Source organism: Streptomyces sp. NPDC007971 (assembly GCF_042958635.1).
In the GTDB taxonomy this organism is placed as follows: Bacteria; Actinomycetota; Actinomycetes; order Streptomycetales; family Streptomycetaceae; genus Streptomyces.
On the sequence record NZ_JBIBJK010000024.1, the window covers coordinates 104285 to 121354 of the forward strand.

The following is a 17070-nucleotide window of genomic DNA, read 5'->3' on the forward strand; positions in this document are numbered from 1 at the left end:
GGGTGCCTTTCGGCCGCGGCCTTTGAACCACTCTTTAGAGAACCCCCACTGACGTCCACTCAGAACACGCTCTCCCACCTCGATCGCCACGGCCGTCACGGTGGTCACGGTCGTCACGGCCGGCAAATTGCCCGGCGGCGGGAGGCACGGGCGGAGGTGGCCGCCGACGGCGTGCGGCGGTAGCGGGGCGCTGTCGCGGCGGCCCGGACCTCGCCGGGAAAAGGGCCAGGTGGTCCACGGGTCGGGCCGCCCGTCCCGGCGGCGGTGACCACCTCCCCGTCACCATCGGCCTCCCAAGTCCCTGGAATGTCCGGAAGTCGGCCCTCCGGCTGATCTTCGATCTTCCGGTGTGCCCGGCTTCGGATGGTCCTCGGTCCCGCGGTGCGCCCGGCACCGGATGCTCCTCGGTCCCGCGGTGCGCCCGGCACCGGGTGCTCCTCGATCCCGCGGTGCGCCCGGCGCCGTGCGATCGAGTCCCGCCGTGCTCAGCCCTCCCCGCCCGTGCTCAGCCCTCCCCCGCCGGGTCGGGCAGCCCCAGATGTGAGCGCAGGGTCGTGCCCCGGTACTCCGTGCGGAAGGCGCCGCGTTCCTGGAGCAGCGGCACCACCTGGTCCACGAACCCGTCGAGGCAGCCGGGCGTACGGTGCGGCAGGAGGACGAAGCCGTCGGCCGCGCCCTCGCGTACGTACGCCTGCAGGGCGGCGGCGACCGTGTCCGGGGTGCCGATGAAGGACTGCCGGCCGCTCGCCTCGATCACGGTCTCGCGGATCGACAGTCCCTTCTCCTTCGCCAGCGCCCGCCATGTCCCGGCGAGCGCGAGCCTGTCACCGTGCCGCATCCGGCCGGGTGCGTTCGCCGGGTCCGGCACAGGGTCAGGCACGGAGTCAGGTACGAGGTCCAGCAAGGGATCCGGCACAAAGTCGGGCAGAGGATCCGGCACGGGGTCCGGCACGGGGTCCGGCACCGGGTCGGTCTCGGGGAGCGGGCCGTCCGGGTCGTGGCCGGACAGGTCCGTGCCCCAGACCTGCTCCAGGACGAAGAGGGCACCCTGCGGGGAGATCTGCTGCCGTCTGATCTCCACGGCCCGCTCCTGGGCCTCGGCGGCGGTGTCCCCGAGGACGACATCGACCCCGCACATGATCTTCAGGTCCCCCGCGGCCCTGCCGTACCCGGCGAGCCGCCGTCCGAGGTCCGCGGCGAGGGCACGGCCCGCCGCCACGGAGCGGTGCCGGACGAGCAGCACGTCGGCCGAGGCCGCGGCGGCCTCCCGGTCCTCCTCCGTCTCGCCCGAAAGGATCACCACGGGGTGCCGCTGCGGCGGGCGGGGCAGGCCGAACTCCCCCGCGATGTCGAAGTACCGGCCCTGGTGTGCGAACGGGCGCGAGAGTCCGTCGGCCGTCCAGGAGTCCCACAACCGCCGCGCCAGGCCGATGAATTCGACGGCGTGTGCGTACCGGTCCCGGGCGCCGGTACGAGGGCCGGGCCGGAAGTTGGCACCGGGGAAGGCGTCCGCGGAGGTCTCGACGTGCCAGGCGGCCCGGCCCTCGCTGAGATGGTCCAGCGTCGCGAGCCTGCGGGCGAGTTCGTACGGCTCGGTGAAGGCGGTGTGCGCGGTGGCGGCGAGGCCGAGCCGCTCGGTGACGGCGGCGAGTGCGTTCAGCACGGTGACCGTCTCCGGCCATCCGACCGCGTCGAGGTCGTGGATCCTGCCCCGGTGCTCGGGCAGCCGCAGCCGCTCGGAGAGCAGCAGGAAGTCGAACAGTCCGCGCTCGGCGGTGCGCGCCGGCTGTTCCAGTGAGGCGAACACGGTGCGCGGGCCGGAGCGCGGATCGGTCCGTACGGCGCCCCGTCCGTCCCCGGGGAGGCGGGCCGCCAGGTGCACCATGCGTCGTACGGTCATGACGTTCCCCCGACGGACCCTGCCTTGGTGGACGTTGCCCCGGCAGACGCTGCCTTGGTGGACGTTGCCCCGGTCACGGCGTACTGGCTGGCGGGCCGGGCGAGGCCCAGGTGCTCGCGCAGGGTGCTGCCCGGGTAGAAGGTGCGGAACAGGCCGCGGTGCTGGAGCAGCGCCACCGTGCCGTTGACGAGCCGTTCCAGGTCACGGCGCGGCTCCACGGGGATGAGGTGGAAGCCGTCGGCGACGCCCTCCGCGTGCCAGGCCGTGATCAGGTCCGCGAGATCGACGGGGCCGCCCCGGTACAGCGGCCCCCGCGCACTCGGCCGGGGTCCGCCGCCACCGTGTCCGGGCTCGGCCGCACGCTCGCCGTCGCCCAGGTCGACGAGGAGACTCACCAGAACCCGCAGGGAGCCGGGGTGTCTGCCGGACTCCGCGGCCCGGAGCCGCAGTCGGCTCTGCACATCGGCGGCCTGGGCGGGGGTCGCGACGCGGACCAGGGCCACGTCGGCGTACCGGGCCGCGGTGGGCCTGGCCCGTTCCTCGGTGGCATCGACCACCCGCACGGGGTGGCCCTGCGGCGGCCGGGGCACGGTCGAGGGCCCCTTGACGGAGAAGGCGCTACCGGTGAAGTCGACGTGGTGCAGCCGGGCCCGGTCGAGGAAGCGGCCGGGCGCCGGGTCACGGATCTCCGCGCCGTCCTCCCAGCTGTCCCACAGCTTCGCCGCCACGTCGGCCGTTTCGCCCGCCCGGGCCCACAGCGCGTCCGCGGGGGCGGCATGTCCGGGGCCGAAGAGGCGGGCCTCGCCCTCGGTGGCGGACACGTCGATCCGCCAGCCGGCCCGGCCGCGGCTGGCCCAGTCGAGGGTGGCCACGGCGGCCTGGACGCGGAAGGGCTCGGTGTGCGTGGTGGTGACGGTCGGGACGAGGCCGATCCTGCGGGTCGCGGGCGCCACCCGGGACAGCACACCGAGCGCGTCGGGGCCCGGCCGGGCGTAGGAGTCGTCCAGCGTCACGAAGTCGAGCCCGCCGCGCTCGGCGAGCTGCGCCGGCTCGATGTACGAGGCGGCGTCGAAGCAGCCGGGCCGATCGACGGCAGCGGCGAGGTGCAACAGCCCTCGGCCGTGTCGCGCACTCACGTCAGCGTCCCCCGTTTCCCGCGTATCCCGGGCGCTCCGGCCCGCCTCGTCCCCGGCCCCCTTCGCCCCGCAGCACCGGTGAGGGGCGCCGCATCGGGGACGGGCACCGCATTGGCGAGTGCCGCACCGGAGTTGAGCACCGCACCCCTGGACAGCCAGGACGCCCCGGACCGGCGGCGCCGAACGATTCCGGACGGACGCCCTTGCGGGCCTCGGGCGAGCCGAAGCTCCTGCGGACGGATCCGATGCGGACCATGACGCTCATCACGTGGTTCCTTGGAGTCGGAAGGGTTCATGCGGCTGTGCGGGCGGGGTTCATGCGGCTGTGCGAAGGGCGAGTTGGGCCAGGAACTTCAGCGCGGCCCGCGCCGTCGCGTCGTTCTGCCGGAACGCGGGCCCGCCGGTGCGCGGGCGGGTGAAGGCGCCGGGGGTACGGGCATCGGTGTACGGACCGAGCGCGAAGCGGCGTGGGTGCGGGCGCCCGGCGCCGTCGAGGATCCGCCCGTCGGCGGGGGCGACGCGCAGCAACCCCTCGGGGGTTTCAGCGGCCCCCTCGGCGTGCAGTTCCCTCAGCAGGGGGTCGCGGGCCCGTCCCACGGTCGGCTCGGGCAGCCGGGCCTCGACCAGCGCGCGTGCCTCGACGGCGAATCCCGGCACGGTCGCGCCGGCGGCCCGGAACACGCCGTCCTCGGCAGTGACGGTCATGTCGGCGCCGACGAACCGCAGAAGGCCGGCCCGGGACAGCGCGAGCATCTGCCTGAGCCGGGGTCCGGGCGGCCCGGACGCCAGGTGGCTGAAGAAGCCGTGCCACCAGGGGCCGATGTCCCCGAGCCGCACCAGCTGCCCGTAGACGGACAGCAGGGCGAGGAAGACGCCCAGGTCGGCGCTGTGATCGGGGTTGTGACGACGGCTCAGGTCGGCTTCGACATACCGGCGCAGGCCCTCCTGGAACTCCTCGTGCGAGCCGTGGCGCACCCCGTCCAGCGGACGGTCGAGCGCGGCGAGGTCGAGGCGGTCGGCCGGATCGGGCACGGCGGCGGCGACCAGCGCCCGGACCTCGTCGGGGTCGGCGGCGTCCGCGTACCGCGCCTCGAAGCCGGCCCACGCCGTCGCCGTACGCCCGGGGTGGGCGGTGAACAGGCGGTGGTAGTGGGCGAAGCCCAGCTCCTTCTCCACCAGCGGCCACACATCGCGCCGGAAGTCGAAGCCGCCCGGCCGGGCCAGCAGTTCCCCGACCTCGGCGGGCCCGAAGAAGCGGGGCGGTGCGGGCCGGGCGCCGGTCCAGTCGTAGCCGATCTTCGAGTGGTACGGCACTCCGCGCCGCGAGCCCACGTACAGCACGGGTTCGCGGCCCGAGGGGAGATAGGCGTCCCCCTCGTAGCGCCCGCCCCGCCCCTCGGTGAGCAGCACCATCAGGTCGACGAAGGCCAGGCCGAAGCCCCGTACGAGGACCGCCTCGCCGGCCTTCAGGCGGGACAGGTCGCTGTCGGCGGTGAAGTCGGGCGGCAGGTGGACCAGTCCGTGCTCGCGGGCGTACGCGCTCAACCCGGCCTGCAGGGGTCCGGGGTCGGCGTCGAGGTGGCCGAGGGCGAGTACGACGACGTCGGCGAGGAGGGGGCGCGGACGGCCCTCCAGCCATACCTGCTGGCGGCCCTCGCGCGGCCCGCCGACGCGCAGGGCGCGCCGGGGGTGGTGGTGGACGGTGACGCCCGGGGGCAGTTCGGCGCGGGCGCGCTCGTACACCCAGTGCAGATAGCGGCCCTGGATCCGCCGGTCGGCGAAGACACGGCCGTCCAGGCCCGCCCATTCGTGCAGGGTGGGCCCCTCGCGCACCGGTCCGTCCATCGTCACCGTCTCGTCGGTGAACATGGTGACGTCCTTCGCATGGGAGTTCATCCACAGCAGCGGCGACTGCGCCTGGCGCCAGATGCGTCCGCCGCCGGGCGGATGGGGGTCGACCAGGTGGATGTCGAGGCCCGGTTCGGCGTACAGCTCGGGTGCGTTGGCGGCGATGCGTTCGAGCAGTCCGGTCCCCCGCGGCCCGGCTCCCACGATCACCAGCTGCGGCCTCATCGGGCGCCCGTACCGCGCGACCGGGAAGCCGTCCCGCACAACCGGGCGGCCGTCCCGCGCGCTCGGGCGGCCGTACCGCCGCGCGCGTCGTGTCTTGCGACGCGGTACCGGCCGGTGCCGAGCACCACGTTCGCCCGGGTCGGCACGGCGTACCGGAGGACGGCGGCCACCGGCCTCGGGACGAGCCGGTGGGCGGGGCGGCGGTTCAACAGGGCCGGGAGCGACGGACCGACGGCGGCGGCCGCCGGGCGCCGGGCGGGGCGGCGCCGCGGGGTGATCGTCAGGGTGTCCGCGCGCCGGGGCACCTGGGGTGCGGCGGGGACCTCAAGGAGGGTGTCGGATGACATGCGAAGGCTCCGTGGTGGGGTCCCCCTGCTCGAACGGAGCCGAGAGTCGGGGGAAGGTCGAACACGGTGGATGCCTTCACACGGGCGCGCCGAGCGGCGCAGAGACGGCCGAGCCCCTCAGCAGGGCCGTTCACCGAGAGTACGCGGGCGTTTCGGTCCGCTGTCAAGGCCGTCCACACTGTGAGCCGTACGTCTCAACGGAGTTGACGCGGAACCGCATGCCTGTTCCACTTGGCCCATGCATCCACAGCAGTGGCTGGTCACCCGCTCCCACATCGACTTCGGTCGCGTGTGGTCCTCGTCCTGTTGAGCTGACCCCCTGCTCATGCCTGCCCCGCGGCGGGCGCTTTCGCGTTCTTCCTCCGCTGCACCGCCTTCACACGCGCACCCCTCCCCTCGCACGCTTTGCCTCGCGCCCTCGCACGTTTTGCCTCGTGTTCCCCTGCTCGCGCTCCGCACCCGTGTGCGCGCAGGAGGCCGCTCCCCGATGCCTACGCCGTTCCGCTCCGCTGATCCGTCCACCGTTCCGTCCGCCGTTTCCCGCTCCTGCCGGAACCGACGGACCGACGACACCCGGGCAGGGACGCGGCGAAGGGCCCGGCCGGCCGCGCCACACCCGCGACCGGCCGGGCAGGGAGCCGCCCGGGGAGACCGGCGAGCACCGGATCCCCGGGACCGGCTAGCACCCGTCACAAGGACAGCAGCAGTCACACCCGTCGCAGCCATCGCACCCGTCGCACCCGTCGCACGGGCAGTCGCAGTCGCAGTTCCCGCAGCACCCTTCCCTCTTCTTCCGGGACCAGGGCCCTTCGTAGTCGGACGCGCAGCACATCTGGCAGGTGCAGCACAGCAACAGGAACATCCCGCACCCGGGAAGAAACCCGCGCGGCTCCTTCGGCTTCGGGGGAAGGTGCCCGCCGGGAAGGTACGGCGCTCCCGGCCCGGGCTGATGCACCGCGCAGGCCGGACCCGAGCCGAACGCCCGGTCCACCGAACGCCGCAGCTCGTGCGCGAGCAGCAGATGGACGAGCCTGCCGTCCCTGAACTCGGCTTCCCACAGGGCGAGCCGGATGCCGTGCAGGGCGTCGTCGGCGAGTCTGCGCGCCTCCGTGAGGGAGGTACCGGTGGCGGTGAGCGGGTTCCAGGCACCCGTGCGTGCGTCGGCCTCCCTGTCCTCGACGGCGTCCAGGAGGTGTGCGAGCCGGCCGAAGAGACGGCCGACCTCGGCCAGCGGCTCCGCGTTGCCGGCCCGCCCGGCCAGCACCGCGGTGTGCGCGAAGGCGGCCGCGGTGGCCGTCTCGGTCGGCTCGGTGACCGTCAGGATCGGCGTGCCGGGCCCGGCCAGGGTCTCGATGCCGACCTGCCGGTCGACGGCGTCCACCAGGACACCGGTGTCGAAGCCGACCGCCGATCCGCTGTGCGCCCCGGCCCGCCCCCAGCTCGCGGCGACGCGGCGCGCCGCGGCCGCCACCGGCCTGCGGGCCAGCAGCCCGTCCCGGTCGGCGACATGGTCGCGCACCTTGGCCGAGGCGAGCACCAGCGAGACGGCGGCGGAGAGCCGCGCTCCTTCGCCCTGCGCGACGGACGCGGTGCGCATCCCGCGCAGCGCGCACGGCCCGGCCGTACGCCGGGACTCGCCCACCGCACCGACCTGAGCCTCCGTCAGAACCGATATGAGCAGCCCGTCGTAGTTCGTCACGATGCGTGCGAACTGACCGTGGTCCCGGCGCAGCGCGAGACACAACCCGCACAAGTGCGCCATCCACTCGGCCTTCAGGCTCTCTCCGAGCCGGTGACTGCATGGCCTGACGATTCCGAACACGACGATCCCCCGTGGTGTGCTGCGACGTTGAGCTGCGGCATCGTATCGACCGACTGTCAGCTCGTATCACCCGGCGCGTTCACCCGGACGCCCCGTGCATCACCCATCCGCCGACGACAATCATATTTCACTCACAGTCAGCAGCCGTATGAGTCACGACCCTTGGGGCACAAGGACTCTCGACGGATCGCCTGTGCACCAGTACCGTCACAAACCCCCCGCGCGGCGTCTATCCGCTTGGCGCGCCGTCCGCATCATGGATGACCATAGGGATGCGGAAGCAAGAAGGACTGCTGTGAGAGGAGGCGTCCATGGGATCGGTACGCAAGGCGAGTGCGTGGCTCGGCCTCGTCGACGACAACGATGACGAGCGCTACTACGACGACGACTACTCCGAGGGCCCCGAGTCCGGGGACGCCTGGGTCACGGACCCCCGGGTGAAGGTGGCCACGGACACGGCCGAGGAGAAGGGCCAGCGGATCGGCACGGTCACCCCGGACAGCTTCCGGGACGCCCGCGTCATCGGCGAGCTGTTCCGGGACGGTGTCCCGGTCATCATGAACCTCACGGCGATGGAGCCCTCCGACGCCAAGCGCGTGGTGGACTTCGCCGCCGGACTGACCTTCGGCCTGCGGGGGACGATCGAGCGGGTCGCGAACCGCGTCTTCCTGCTGACGCCGTCGAACACGGAGATCGTCAGCGGTGAGCCGGCGGCCCACCGCGAAGGCGGCTTCTACAACCAGAGCTGAGGCAGGGCCGCTCACCGGCCCTGCCCCGCTCGTGGGGATCAGCGGAAGGCGTCGAGCCCGGTGAGCGCCTTGCCCAGCACGAGCTGGTGCATCTCGACGGTGCCCTCGTAGGTGAGGACCGACTCCAGGTTGGTCGCGTGCCGCATGACGGGGTATTCGAGGGAGATCCCGTTGGCACCGAGGATCGTCCGCGCCGTCCGGCAGATCTCGATGGCCTCGCGGACGTTGTTGAGCTTGCCGAAGCTGACCTGCTCCGGACGCAGGCGGCCGGCGTCCATCCGCCGCCCCAGATGGTGGGCGAGCAGGATCCCCTTGTGCAGTTCGACCGCCATGTCGGCGAGTTTGGCCTGGGTGAGCTGGAAGCCGCCGATGGGCCGTCCGAACTGTTCCCGCGTCCTCGCGTACTCCAGGGCCGCCTCGAAGCTGCTGCGCGCGGCTCCCATCGCGCCCCAGACGATGCCGTAGCGGGCGTGCGAGAGACAGCTGAGCGGACCGCGCAGACCGGCGCCCTCGGGAAGCACGGCGGTGGCGGGCAGGCGTACGTCGTCCAGGACGAGTTCGCTGGTCACGGAGGCGCGAAGGGACCACTTGTGCTTGATCTCGGGCGCCGAGAAGCCGGGCCGGTCGGTGGGTACGACGAACCCGCGGATCCCGTCCTCGGTCTGCGCCCAGACCACGGCCACCTCGGCCACGGATCCGTTGGTGATCCACATCTTGCGGCCGTTGAGCACCCAGTCGTCGCCGTCGCGCTTGGCGTGGGTGCGCATGGAGGCGGGGTCGGAGCCGTGGTCGGGCTCGGTGAGCCCGAAGCAGCCGATCACCTCGCCGGCGGCCATCCGGGGCAGCCACTCCTGCTTCTGCTCCTCGCTGCCGAACCGGTGGATCGCGTACATGGCGAGCGAGCCCTGCACGGAGACCAGGGACCGGATGCCCGAGTCGGCGGCCTCCAGCTCCAGACAGGCGAGGCCGTACTGCACGGCCGTGGCGCCGGCACAGCCGTACCCGGTGAGGGACATGCCGAGCGCGCCGATACGGCCGAGTTCGCGCGCCAGCTCCCTGATGCCGGGCAGCTCGCCCTTCTCGTACCAGTCGGCGACGTACGGCAGGACGCGGTCGGCCGCCCAGCTGCGGACGGTGTCCCGGACGGCGAGGTCCTCCGGGTCCAGCAGGTCGTCGATCCCGAGCGGGTCGGCGGGATCGAACGGGGGCAACTTCGCGGACGCGGACATGGAACACCCTCCGGCGCACTGAGGCACAGTGAAAACTAGCAGCGCTAGTTACGACTCTGCAGCCGACGTTACGGCGCGGTGCCTCCCACGTCCAGAGCAGTGTCCTGTACGTCCCGGGCCGTGTCGCGTACGCCCGGAGCGGAGGTCACGTATGTCCGGCATGGAGGTCACGCACGTCCGGAGCGGAGATCACGCACGCCGGAGCGGAGGTCAGGCCGACACTGTCGGCTTCGCGGCCTCGCGCGGGGACGGCAGCTCCACCTCGGCGCTGCGCTGCACATTCTCCTCACCGCACTGCATCACCCGGGGCAGCCGCAGCGCGATCAGGGCGCCGAGCAGCAGCAGTCCCGCGCTCACCAGCAGCGTGACGTGGAGCCCGTGCACGAAGGAGTCCCGCGCCGCCCGGCGCAGGGCATCCCCCGCGGGTCCGCCGAGCCGCCCGGCGACCTCGTAGGCCTCGCCCAGTGAATGGCCCGCCGCGTCCGACGCGCGCGAGGGCACGCCGGGCACCGTGGCGAGACCGGGCGTGTAGGCCGCGTTCATCACGCTGCCGAGCAGCGCGATCCCGATGCCGGCGCCCAGCTGGTACGACGTCTCGCCGATCGCCGCCGCCCCGCCGGCCTGCTCGGCCGGCGCCTCGCTCAGCATCGACTCGTACGCCCCGAAGAGCGTGGTCTCCAGGCCGAAGCCGAGCAGGACGAAGCCGCACAGCAGCAGGCGGGCGTTGTCGGTGCCGCCCATCGCGGTCAGCGTCACGACCGCCGCGGCGGTGAGGCAGAAGCCGAAGCACACCATGCGGCGCGGTCCGAAACGGCGCAGCATCCGCGCGCCGGCGAGGCCGGCCGCCATCGCCGCGATGGTCAGGGGCAGCAGTCTCAGACCCGTCGCCAGCGGCGACAGACCGAGCACCAGCTGCAGGTACTGCGCCGCGATCAGCTCCAGGCCCACCAGCGCGAGCATCGCCAGCACGATGCAGCCCACCGACGTGCTGAACGCCGGCCGCCGGAACATCCGCAGGTCCACCAGCGGATGCGGGCGCCGCCCCTGGCGCCGTACGAACAGCAGGAGCAGTGCCGCGCCCGCCAGCAGGGGCACCAGGGTGGAGGGAGCGGCCACCGGCTCGCTGCCGCCGAGCCGCTTCACCCCCAGCACGACGCCGAACAGGCCAAGCGCCGCCATCAGCGCGCCGACCACGTCCCACGGGCCGTTGCTGTCGCCGCGCGACTCGGGCAGCAGCATCCGCCCGACCGGCAGGCTGACCAGCATCAGCGGGATGTTGACCAGGAAGACCGCGCCCCACCAGAAGTGCTCCAGAAGGAAGCCGCCGAGCAGCGGCCCGACCGCCGCGCCGACGGCGGCGACCGCGCTCCAGACACCGATGGCCAGGGCGCGCTCGCGCCGGTCGGGGAAGACCTGACGGAGGATCGACAGGGTCGCGGGCATGATCATCGCGCCGCCGACGCCGAGCAGCGCGCGGGCGAGGATCAGCGTCTCGGCGGACTGTGCGAAGGCGGCCACGGCGGAGGCGACGCCGAAGAGGGCGTAGCCGAGCAGCAGGATGCGGCGGCGGCCGACCCGGTCGCCCAGTGTGCCGAAGAGGATCAGCAGCGAGGCGCAGACCAGCGGGTAGACGTCGACGATCCAGAGCAGCTGCATGGCGCCGGGCCTGAGGTCCTCGGTGACGGCGGGGACCGCCACGTGCAGGACGGTCGCGTCGACGGCGACGAGCAGCAGGCTCACGCAGAGGACGACGAGGACGACCCAGCGGTCGGCACGGGCCCCGGCCGCCCGGCTGCGCGGCCGAACGGCAGCCGTGGTCGTCCCGGACATGTACGTACCTCCCAGATGATCCCTCGCGTGCAGCGGACGGACGGGGGTGGGGACTCCCTCGTCGTACGGCCGGAGAGGAGCGGTGTCCCCGGCCCGCGCAAGCCACGTGAGTGACTCGTCAGCGTACGCGAGTTCGCCGCGCGGACGCGTGGCGGACCTCTCACACGCAGGACCGAACCCGTGTGGCGTACGCCACTTCACCTGCCCTTGACCACGCCCCGGCGACCGGTCCGGTTCCCGGGTCGGTCGATAATCGAGCCCGTGACCGATCTTGATGTGCGCGCGGACCCGCCCCGCGCCCAGCTGCTGCGCCGGGCGGCGCCGGCCCTGCTCGGGTACGCGGCCGTCCGCGTCCTGGGCCTGGCCGTGCTGGCCGCGTGGAGCGCCGCGCGCGGCAAGAGCGCGTACACGCTGCTGACCGCCCGGTGGGACTCCCTGTGGTACTCCCGGGTCGCCGGACCGGGCTACGGCTACGAGGTGCGGCTGCCGAACGGCGACGTCCACTCCGACCTGGCCTTCTTCCCGCTGCTGCCCTGGCTGGAGCGGCTGCTGCACGCGATCTCTCCGCTGTCGTACGCGGACGCCGGCTTCGTCGTCAGCCTGATCGCCTCGCTCGCGGCGGCCTGGGGGATCTTCGCGGTCGCCGACCTCGTCCACGGGCGCGGGGCGGAAGGGCGCGGAGCGCGGCCCATGAGGGGTGGTGGTGGGCGACGGGTGGGCGTGTGCGCGGTGCTGCTGTGGGCGGTGCTGCCGGTCGGGATCGTGCAGTCGATGGCGTACAGCGAGTCCTTGTTCACGGCGCTGGCCGCGTGGTCGCTGTACGCGGTGCTGACCGGCCGGTGGGTGAGTGCGGGCGTCCTGGCGGCGCTGGCCGGGCTGACCCGGCCCGTGGGACTCGCGGTGGTGGCGGCGGTGTGGGTCGCGGGCGTGACCTCGTTCGTGCGGGACAGAAGCACGCGGGGCGCGCACGCCGAGCGTGTGACTGCCACGGGTGGCGCGCAGGAGGCACCACGCGCCTCTTCTTCCACGGGAGGCGCACGTGAAGAGACGCACGCCCCCGTCCTCGCCGCCGGCGCACCGGCCTGGCGGCGCGCCCTCGGCATGCTTCTCGCCCCCCTGGGCACCGCCGGCTATGTGCTCTGGGTCGGCCACCGCACCGGCGGGGGTCTGCTCGGGTATCTCGACGTCCAGGCCGGCTGGCGCAACGGGTTCGACGGCGGATACGCCTTCGCCCGCTTCGTGGCCGACAAGTTCTCGTCGTTTCCGTCGGCCCTGGCCGGAGCGGGCCTGACCGTCGGCGTCGCCCTGCTGATCTGGCTCTACGTGACCGGCGTACGCCAGCGCCAGCCCGTCGCGCTGCTGGTGTACACGGGGGTCGTGCTCGCGCTCGCCCTGTGCGCGTCGAGCTACTTCGGGTCCAAGCCACGGCTGCTGATGCCCGCCTTCCCGGTGCTCTTCCCCCTCGCGCGGGCCCTCGCCCGGCTGCGGACGTCCCGGGCGGTGCTGGTCACAGCGGGGGTGGCGGTGGCGACGGCGGTGTACGGAGCCTTCTGGCTGAACGGCTCCGGTCCCCCATGATCAACTCCGGCCGCCACCCGTGAGCACTCCCTGAATTCCACCCCAGGATTCGGTGAACGAATTCATAAGTGCCATTAAACTGCCCTCACAACATGATCAAAGGAATTGCAGGAAGCAGGCTCACAGGATTGCGGAATCCCAGGAATTCAGACCGCGCCTGAGAGGTTTCCCACATCACATCGTCATCACAAACCCGCTGTATCGACCGGGAACAGAGCTCACTCGCTGTAACGTCGATTGGGTGCGTACCGAACGAAACCTCACCCGGAGTCTGGACCGGGTGTTCGCCAGGCTGGACCGTGAGCCGGAACGACCGGCTCACATCGATGTGCCGCGCATGAGCCGGCACCGGGTCGTGCTCTTCACCGCGACCCTCGCCTTTTACCTGGCGATCGTCTGGGCCGTGGTGATCACCTCCTGGCTGGTCCGGCTCGACTGGCAGGTCATGTTCTTCCGGCCGTACCAGCAGTGGCCGCAGATCCATGCCTTCCTCGACTACTACGTGGTGCTCGGCCAGCGCGGCCCCACCGCCGTGATGGTCGCGGCCTGGCTGGGCTGGCGCTCCTGGCGCCAGCACACGCTCCGCCCCCTGCTGACCCTGGCCACCTCCCTGCTCCTGCTGAACATCACGGTCGGCGCCGCCAAGCTCGGCATGGGGCGGCTCGGTCCGCACTACGCGACCGTGATCGGCTCGAACGAGATGGCCCTGGGCGGCGATATATTTCCCAGCGGCCACACCGCCAACGCAGTGGTGACCTGGGGAATCCTGGCGTACCTGGCCTCCACTCCGAGAGCGCGCCGCTGGCTGTCGGCGCTCTCCGCGGTCACCTCGCTCGGCGTCGGCCTCACCACCGTCTACCTCGGTACGCACTGGCTGAGCGACGTGCTGCTGGGCTGGGCCGCGGGGCTGCTGATCCTGCTCGCCCTGCCCTGGTTCGAGCCGCTGATCGCCAGGACCGAGACCGCGCTCTTCGACCTGCGCGACCGCTGGCGCGCCCGTCGCGGCCGTACGGTGCCCGTACCCGCCGCCCCGGTCACGCCTGCACCGGTGCTGCTCAAGCCGCGCCCCGTGCCCGCCGAGCGATCCGCCGCGGCACGCGAGCCGGTGTCGACGGTGCGCTCCTCCCGGCCCCCGATCCATCTGGCCCCGGGCCCGCACACGGCCCGCTCCGAGCGCACCCCGGTCACCCCGGCGGGCAGCCGCCGCCCGCCGCACGCCGACCGGCTGCCGCACGCCGACCGGCTGCCCCGCACCGCCTCCCAGCAGGCCCGTCCCCTCACGGGCGGCTGACGTTCCGCCAGGGCTGCGGGGTCCGGTACGCACACCCACCCCCGCCGCCACGACGAAGGCCCCGCCTCCCTCCTCCGGGAGAGCGGGGCCTTCGTCGTCGGGCCGGGGTGTACGGGCGGAGCGGGTCGGCCGTTCCGGCTGCGGAGGGGCTCAGCCCTTCCAGGCGCGGGCCACCCGGCCCTCGCGCACCTCGAAGTTGAGCCGCCCCACGCGGTACTCCATGGTGATGATCGCGCCCGGCGGCAGCGACCGCACGGTCGACCACCCCCGCTCCCGGGCGAGCCGCTCGGCGCTCGGCGCATCGAGGCCGACGTACCCGTCCGGGCTGTCCTGGGGCTCCGCTGGCGGAGTGGGAATCGGTGCCATGCGGCCACGCTAGGCCGCTTCGCCCGGTGACGGAAGCCGTCACCGGCGGCAGCCGCCGCCGGCCCCTCCGCGAGCCCTCTCCGAGCCCTCCCCGGTCACACTTCTGTCACAGGTTCCCGACACCCGTTTCCGGCGAACTCCATCACACGTACGGGGGTTTCCGTACCGCTCACCGAGGTAATCGAACAGCATTCCCGCGTGTCTGAGCACTTCTCCGAATTGCCTGGCCGAAAGCGCCGAAGTGGCGATGGGACCGGGCCATGAGAGCGATTCTCCAAGGAATCCGGAGGACTGCCGCACGCGCTGACGCCGCATAGGAAATTCACGGATTCGGCACACGGCCGCCGTGGGCCCCCGGCCGCAGCACTCACCCGGCCGGCTCATGACGTCAGCGCGCGGGTCCGTCGGCCGCGGGCCCCGCAGCCCTGGCCAGAGCGGCATCGAGCCGGTCGCGCACCGCCTTGATGACCTCGCTCAGCTCGGCGGGCTCCAGCACCTCGAAGGGGACACCCATCATCATGATGTGAATGACCATCACCTCCAGGTTCGGCGCACCGCTGTGCAGGATGCACGCGTCCTCGCCGTCGGCCTCCAGCGTCCCCGCGGACGGTGAGATCCGCTCTGCGGCCTCGTGCAGCGGCACCAGCAGCCGCACGGCGGAGTGCATGGCGTACGCGCGCGTGGAGACCCCCTTCGAGACGTAGGCGGCGAGGTCCTCGGCGGGCGGTTCGCGCGGGGTGAACCGCGGGCCGTGCGGCGGCTTCGGGGTGAGGCGGTCGACGCGGAAGGTCCGCCAGTCCTCCCGGTCCACGTCCCAGGCGACCAGGTACCAGCGCCGCTCGGTGCACACCAGCCGGTGCGGCTCGACGGTACGGCGGCTGCTCGTGCCGTCATGGCTCAGATACGCGAAGCGCAGCCGCTCGGCGTCCCGGCACAGATGGGCGAGTTCGGTGAGCACCGCCGGGTCGACGGGGGACGACGGCGGACCGCCGCGCAGCATCGGCACGGTGAAGGCGTTGAGGGCGCCCACCCGGCGGCGCAGCCGGTCGGGCAGCACCTGCTCCAGCTTCGCGAGGGCGCGTACGGACGTCTCGCCGATGCCCTCGATGCCCTGTCCGGCGGCGGTGCGCAGGCCGACGGCGACCGCGACGGCCTCGTCGTCGTCCAGCAGCAGCGGGGGCAGTTCGGCGCCCGCGCCCAGCTGGTAGCCGCCCCCGGTGCCGGGGCTGGCGTTGACCGGGTATCCCAGCTCGCGCAGCCGGTCCACGTCCCGGCGGACCGTGCGCGGGGTGACGCCGAGCCGCTCGGCGAGCTCGGCGCCGGACCACTCGCGGTGGGCCTGGAGCAGCGAGAGCAGGCGCAGCAGACGTGCCGAGGTCTCCAACATGGGGCCGAGTCTGCCAGCCGATGCGGACAGCCGCTGTCCTCGTCTTGGACAGCGGCTGTGCGCGTCATGGACACCGACTGTGCGTGTCATGGACAGCGGCTGTGCGCGTCGGGTGACCGGCGCGTCAGGCGGCCGGCACCCGGGCCCTGCTCAGAGCGCGAGGCGCTGGCCGGGCACGATCAGGTTCGGGTCGTCCCCGATGGCCTTCTTGTTGGCGGCGTAGACCCGCTGCCAAGTGGTCCCGTGCCGGGCGGCGATGGCGCTCAGGGTGTCGCCCTCGCGCACGGTGTAGGCACCGCGGGCGGCACTGCGGTCGGTGTGGCCGGCCGAGCGTTCCGGTGTCCTCGCGGGAACGGACTTCGCCGGAGCGGACTTCGCGGGTGCGGACTTCACGGGAGCGGACTTCGTCGTCACACTGCCCTTGTCCGCGCTCGTGCCGGACGGTGCGGCCCCCGGTGCGGCGCCGAAGGCTCCGGCGCGGGCCGAGCAGACCGGCCAGGCGCCCCAGCCCTGGGCGCGCTGGACCTTTGCGGCGACGGCTATCTGGGCGCTCCTGGAGGCCTGGGCGGCCGTCGGGGCGTAGGCGGTGCCGCCGTACGCGCGCCAGGTGCCGGCGGAGAACTGGAGCCCGCCGTAGTAGCCGTTGCCGGTGTTGATGTGCCAGTTGCCGCCGCTCTCGCACTGGGCGATGCGGTCCCACACGCCGTTGTCCGCCGCGGCGGCGTTGCCGCTCACGGCCAGCAGCCCCAGCGGGGCCAGCAGCGCCGCCCCGGCGAGGGCGGCCGTCGTACGGCCCCTGCGGGCGCCGTCGTGACGATCGGTGGTGCGGCTCGTATCGGCACACTCGGACATGTAATTCCCTCTCCACGAACCCGGGCTCCCCCAAACGAGGCGCGTCGAGCCGCGGATGACCGCGGCTCCTCGCGCCCGTCCCGTCCGCGGCGACCGGTGCGGCGATGGTGCTCTGCCTGATGCCGGCCGACGGACGTACCCGAGCGGTGCTCGATGCACACGGCGGAGGAATGTAGGGAGATCGGGCGGCCGGAATCAACCAACTGGCCGTTGTGCCAGGCCAGTTCGCCGTTACCTCCGGTATCGACGATTTTCGGCCAGCCCTTTCATACCTCGATTTCCTGATTTATCGACCACCTGCCAGAGTGATCTGTGAGCCACTTCACCCTTTCAAGTTCCTTGACAGCGCGACGAGTTGACGGTGAGTGTCCGATTCCGTACCCGAGGTGACCCTGTGCGGTGGATGGTTCGATTCCGTTCCTCCCGGGGCGTGACTCCCACCACAGGACGTCCGTTGTCTTCTTCATGAGCCCGGAACCCCGGGGCTCAGGGGCCGGGAGCCACCCGGCC

Annotated in this window: 14 protein-coding genes and 1 pseudogene; 4 read left to right on the top strand and 11 right to left on the bottom strand. The window is 72.8% G+C overall.

Features of this window, described 5'->3' with window-relative positions; genetic code table 11:
• Positions 1-505 precede the first annotated feature (505 nt).
• From ACFZCP_RS37885 to ACFZCP_RS37905, 5 genes are all read right to left on the bottom strand, one after another.
• Positions 506-1900 carry an LLM class flavin-dependent oxidoreductase gene (locus ACFZCP_RS37885; RefSeq protein WP_391438243.1) on the bottom strand — a complete coding sequence of 465 codons (1395 nt, stop codon included), beginning with the start codon at positions 1898-1900 and terminating at the stop codon, positions 506-508.
• The gene (locus ACFZCP_RS37890) at positions 1897-3036 is read right to left on the bottom strand and encodes an LLM class flavin-dependent oxidoreductase (protein WP_391438244.1); all 1140 of its coding nucleotides are present in this window, start codon (positions 3034-3036) and stop codon (positions 1897-1899) included. Before ACFZCP_RS37890 ends, ACFZCP_RS37885 begins: the two co-directional genes overlap by 4 nt.
• 315 nt (positions 3037-3351) lie before the next feature.
• Entirely contained in the window at positions 3352-5109 is a 1758-nt protein-coding gene (locus ACFZCP_RS37895; protein WP_391438245.1) for an FAD/NAD(P)-binding protein, read from the bottom strand.
• Positions 5106-5456, bottom strand: coding sequence for a hypothetical protein (locus ACFZCP_RS37900; RefSeq protein WP_391438246.1), 351 nt, complete (start codon positions 5454-5456; stop codon positions 5106-5108). Before ACFZCP_RS37900 ends, ACFZCP_RS37895 begins: the two co-directional genes overlap by 4 nt.
• A gap of 679 nt (positions 5457-6135) precedes the next feature.
• Positions 6136-7278: a DUF5685 family protein gene (locus ACFZCP_RS37905; RefSeq protein WP_391438247.1), complete on the bottom strand. Its 1143-nt coding sequence runs from the start codon at positions 7276-7278 to the stop codon at positions 6136-6138.
• A gap of 311 nt (positions 7279-7589) precedes the next feature.
• Here ACFZCP_RS37905 and ACFZCP_RS37910 point away from each other — a divergent pair, with 311 nt between their 5' ends.
• Positions 7590-8027, top strand: coding sequence for a cell division protein SepF (locus ACFZCP_RS37910; RefSeq protein WP_391438248.1), 438 nt, complete (start codon positions 7590-7592; stop codon positions 8025-8027).
• Positions 8028-8065: 38 nt separating this feature from the next.
• Here ACFZCP_RS37910 and ACFZCP_RS37915 read toward each other — a convergent pair whose 3' ends face one another.
• Positions 8066-9256: an acyl-CoA dehydrogenase family protein gene (locus ACFZCP_RS37915; RefSeq protein WP_391438249.1), complete on the bottom strand. Its 1191-nt coding sequence runs from the start codon at positions 9254-9256 to the stop codon at positions 8066-8068.
• Between the two features lie 210 nt (positions 9257-9466).
• Positions 9467-11086 (bottom strand): MFS transporter, encoded by a 1620-nt coding sequence (locus ACFZCP_RS37920; protein WP_391438250.1) that lies wholly within the window; start codon positions 11084-11086, stop codon positions 9467-9469.
• A gap of 261 nt (positions 11087-11347) precedes the next feature.
• Here ACFZCP_RS37920 and ACFZCP_RS37925 point away from each other — a divergent pair, with 261 nt between their 5' ends.
• Complete coding sequence (locus ACFZCP_RS37925) at positions 11348-12664, top strand: hypothetical protein (protein ID WP_391438251.1); 1317 nt, start codon at positions 11348-11350, stop codon at positions 12662-12664.
• 241 nt (positions 12665-12905) lie between these two features.
• A complete protein-coding gene (locus ACFZCP_RS37930; protein ID WP_391438252.1) occupies positions 12906-13955 on the top strand; it encodes a phosphatase PAP2 family protein in 1050 nt (349 codons plus the stop codon).
• A gap of 150 nt (positions 13956-14105) precedes the next feature.
• On the opposite strand, the gene ACFZCP_RS37935 is transcribed toward ACFZCP_RS37930, so the two are convergent.
• From ACFZCP_RS37935 to ACFZCP_RS37945, 3 genes are all read right to left on the bottom strand, one after another.
• Positions 14106-14321: an I78 family peptidase inhibitor gene (locus ACFZCP_RS37935; RefSeq protein ID WP_391438253.1), complete on the bottom strand. Its 216-nt coding sequence runs from the start codon at positions 14319-14321 to the stop codon at positions 14106-14108.
• A 388-nt stretch (positions 14322-14709) separates the two neighbouring features.
• On the bottom strand, positions 14710-15708 hold the full coding sequence (locus ACFZCP_RS37940; protein WP_391438254.1) for a WYL domain-containing protein: 999 nt from the start codon (positions 15706-15708) through the stop codon (positions 14710-14712).
• A 150-nt stretch (positions 15709-15858) separates the two neighbouring features.
• A complete protein-coding gene (locus ACFZCP_RS37945) occupies positions 15859-16122 on the bottom strand; it encodes a LysM peptidoglycan-binding domain-containing protein (RefSeq protein ID WP_391438366.1) in 264 nt (87 codons plus the stop codon).
• Between ACFZCP_RS37945 and ACFZCP_RS37950 the strand changes: the two genes are divergently transcribed.
• Positions 16025-16291, top strand: coding sequence for a pentapeptide repeat-containing protein (locus ACFZCP_RS37950; protein WP_391438369.1), 267 nt, complete (start codon positions 16025-16027; stop codon positions 16289-16291). The genes ACFZCP_RS37945 and ACFZCP_RS37950 overlap by 98 nt on opposite strands.
• Here ACFZCP_RS37950 and ACFZCP_RS37955 read toward each other — a convergent pair.
• Positions 16255-16560, bottom strand: a pseudogene (locus ACFZCP_RS37955) (transglycosylase family protein); the annotation flags it as partial. The gene ACFZCP_RS37950 and the pseudogene ACFZCP_RS37955 sit on opposite strands and share 37 nt — an antisense overlap.
• Positions 16561-17070 lie beyond the last annotated feature (510 nt).

What these genes read in the sequence shown, in the direction of transcription:
- ACFZCP_RS37885 (WP_391438243.1), bottom strand. Translation starts at nt 1,900, where the DNA reads ATGACCGTACGACGCATGGTGCACCTGGCGGCCCGCCTCCCCGGGGAC.
- ACFZCP_RS37895 (WP_391438245.1), bottom strand. Translation starts at nt 5,109, where the DNA reads ATGAGGCCGCAGCTGGTGATCGTGGGAGCCGGGCCGCGGGGGACCGGA.
- ACFZCP_RS37900 (WP_391438246.1), bottom strand. Translation starts at nt 5,456, where the DNA reads ATGTCATCCGACACCCTCCTTGAGGTCCCCGCCGCACCCCAGGTGCCC.
- ACFZCP_RS37910 (WP_391438248.1), top strand. Translation starts at nt 7,590, where the DNA reads ATGGGATCGGTACGCAAGGCGAGTGCGTGGCTCGGCCTCGTCGACGAC.
- ACFZCP_RS37915 (WP_391438249.1), bottom strand. Translation starts at nt 9,256, where the DNA reads ATGTCCGCGTCCGCGAAGTTGCCCCCGTTCGATCCCGCCGACCCGCTC.
- ACFZCP_RS37920 (WP_391438250.1), bottom strand. Translation starts at nt 11,086, where the DNA reads ATGTCCGGGACGACCACGGCTGCCGTTCGGCCGCGCAGCCGGGCGGCC.
- ACFZCP_RS37935 (WP_391438253.1), bottom strand. Translation starts at nt 14,321, where the DNA reads ATGGCACCGATTCCCACTCCGCCAGCGGAGCCCCAGGACAGCCCGGAC.
- ACFZCP_RS37940 (WP_391438254.1), bottom strand. Translation starts at nt 15,708, where the DNA reads ATGTTGGAGACCTCGGCACGTCTGCTGCGCCTGCTCTCGCTGCTCCAG.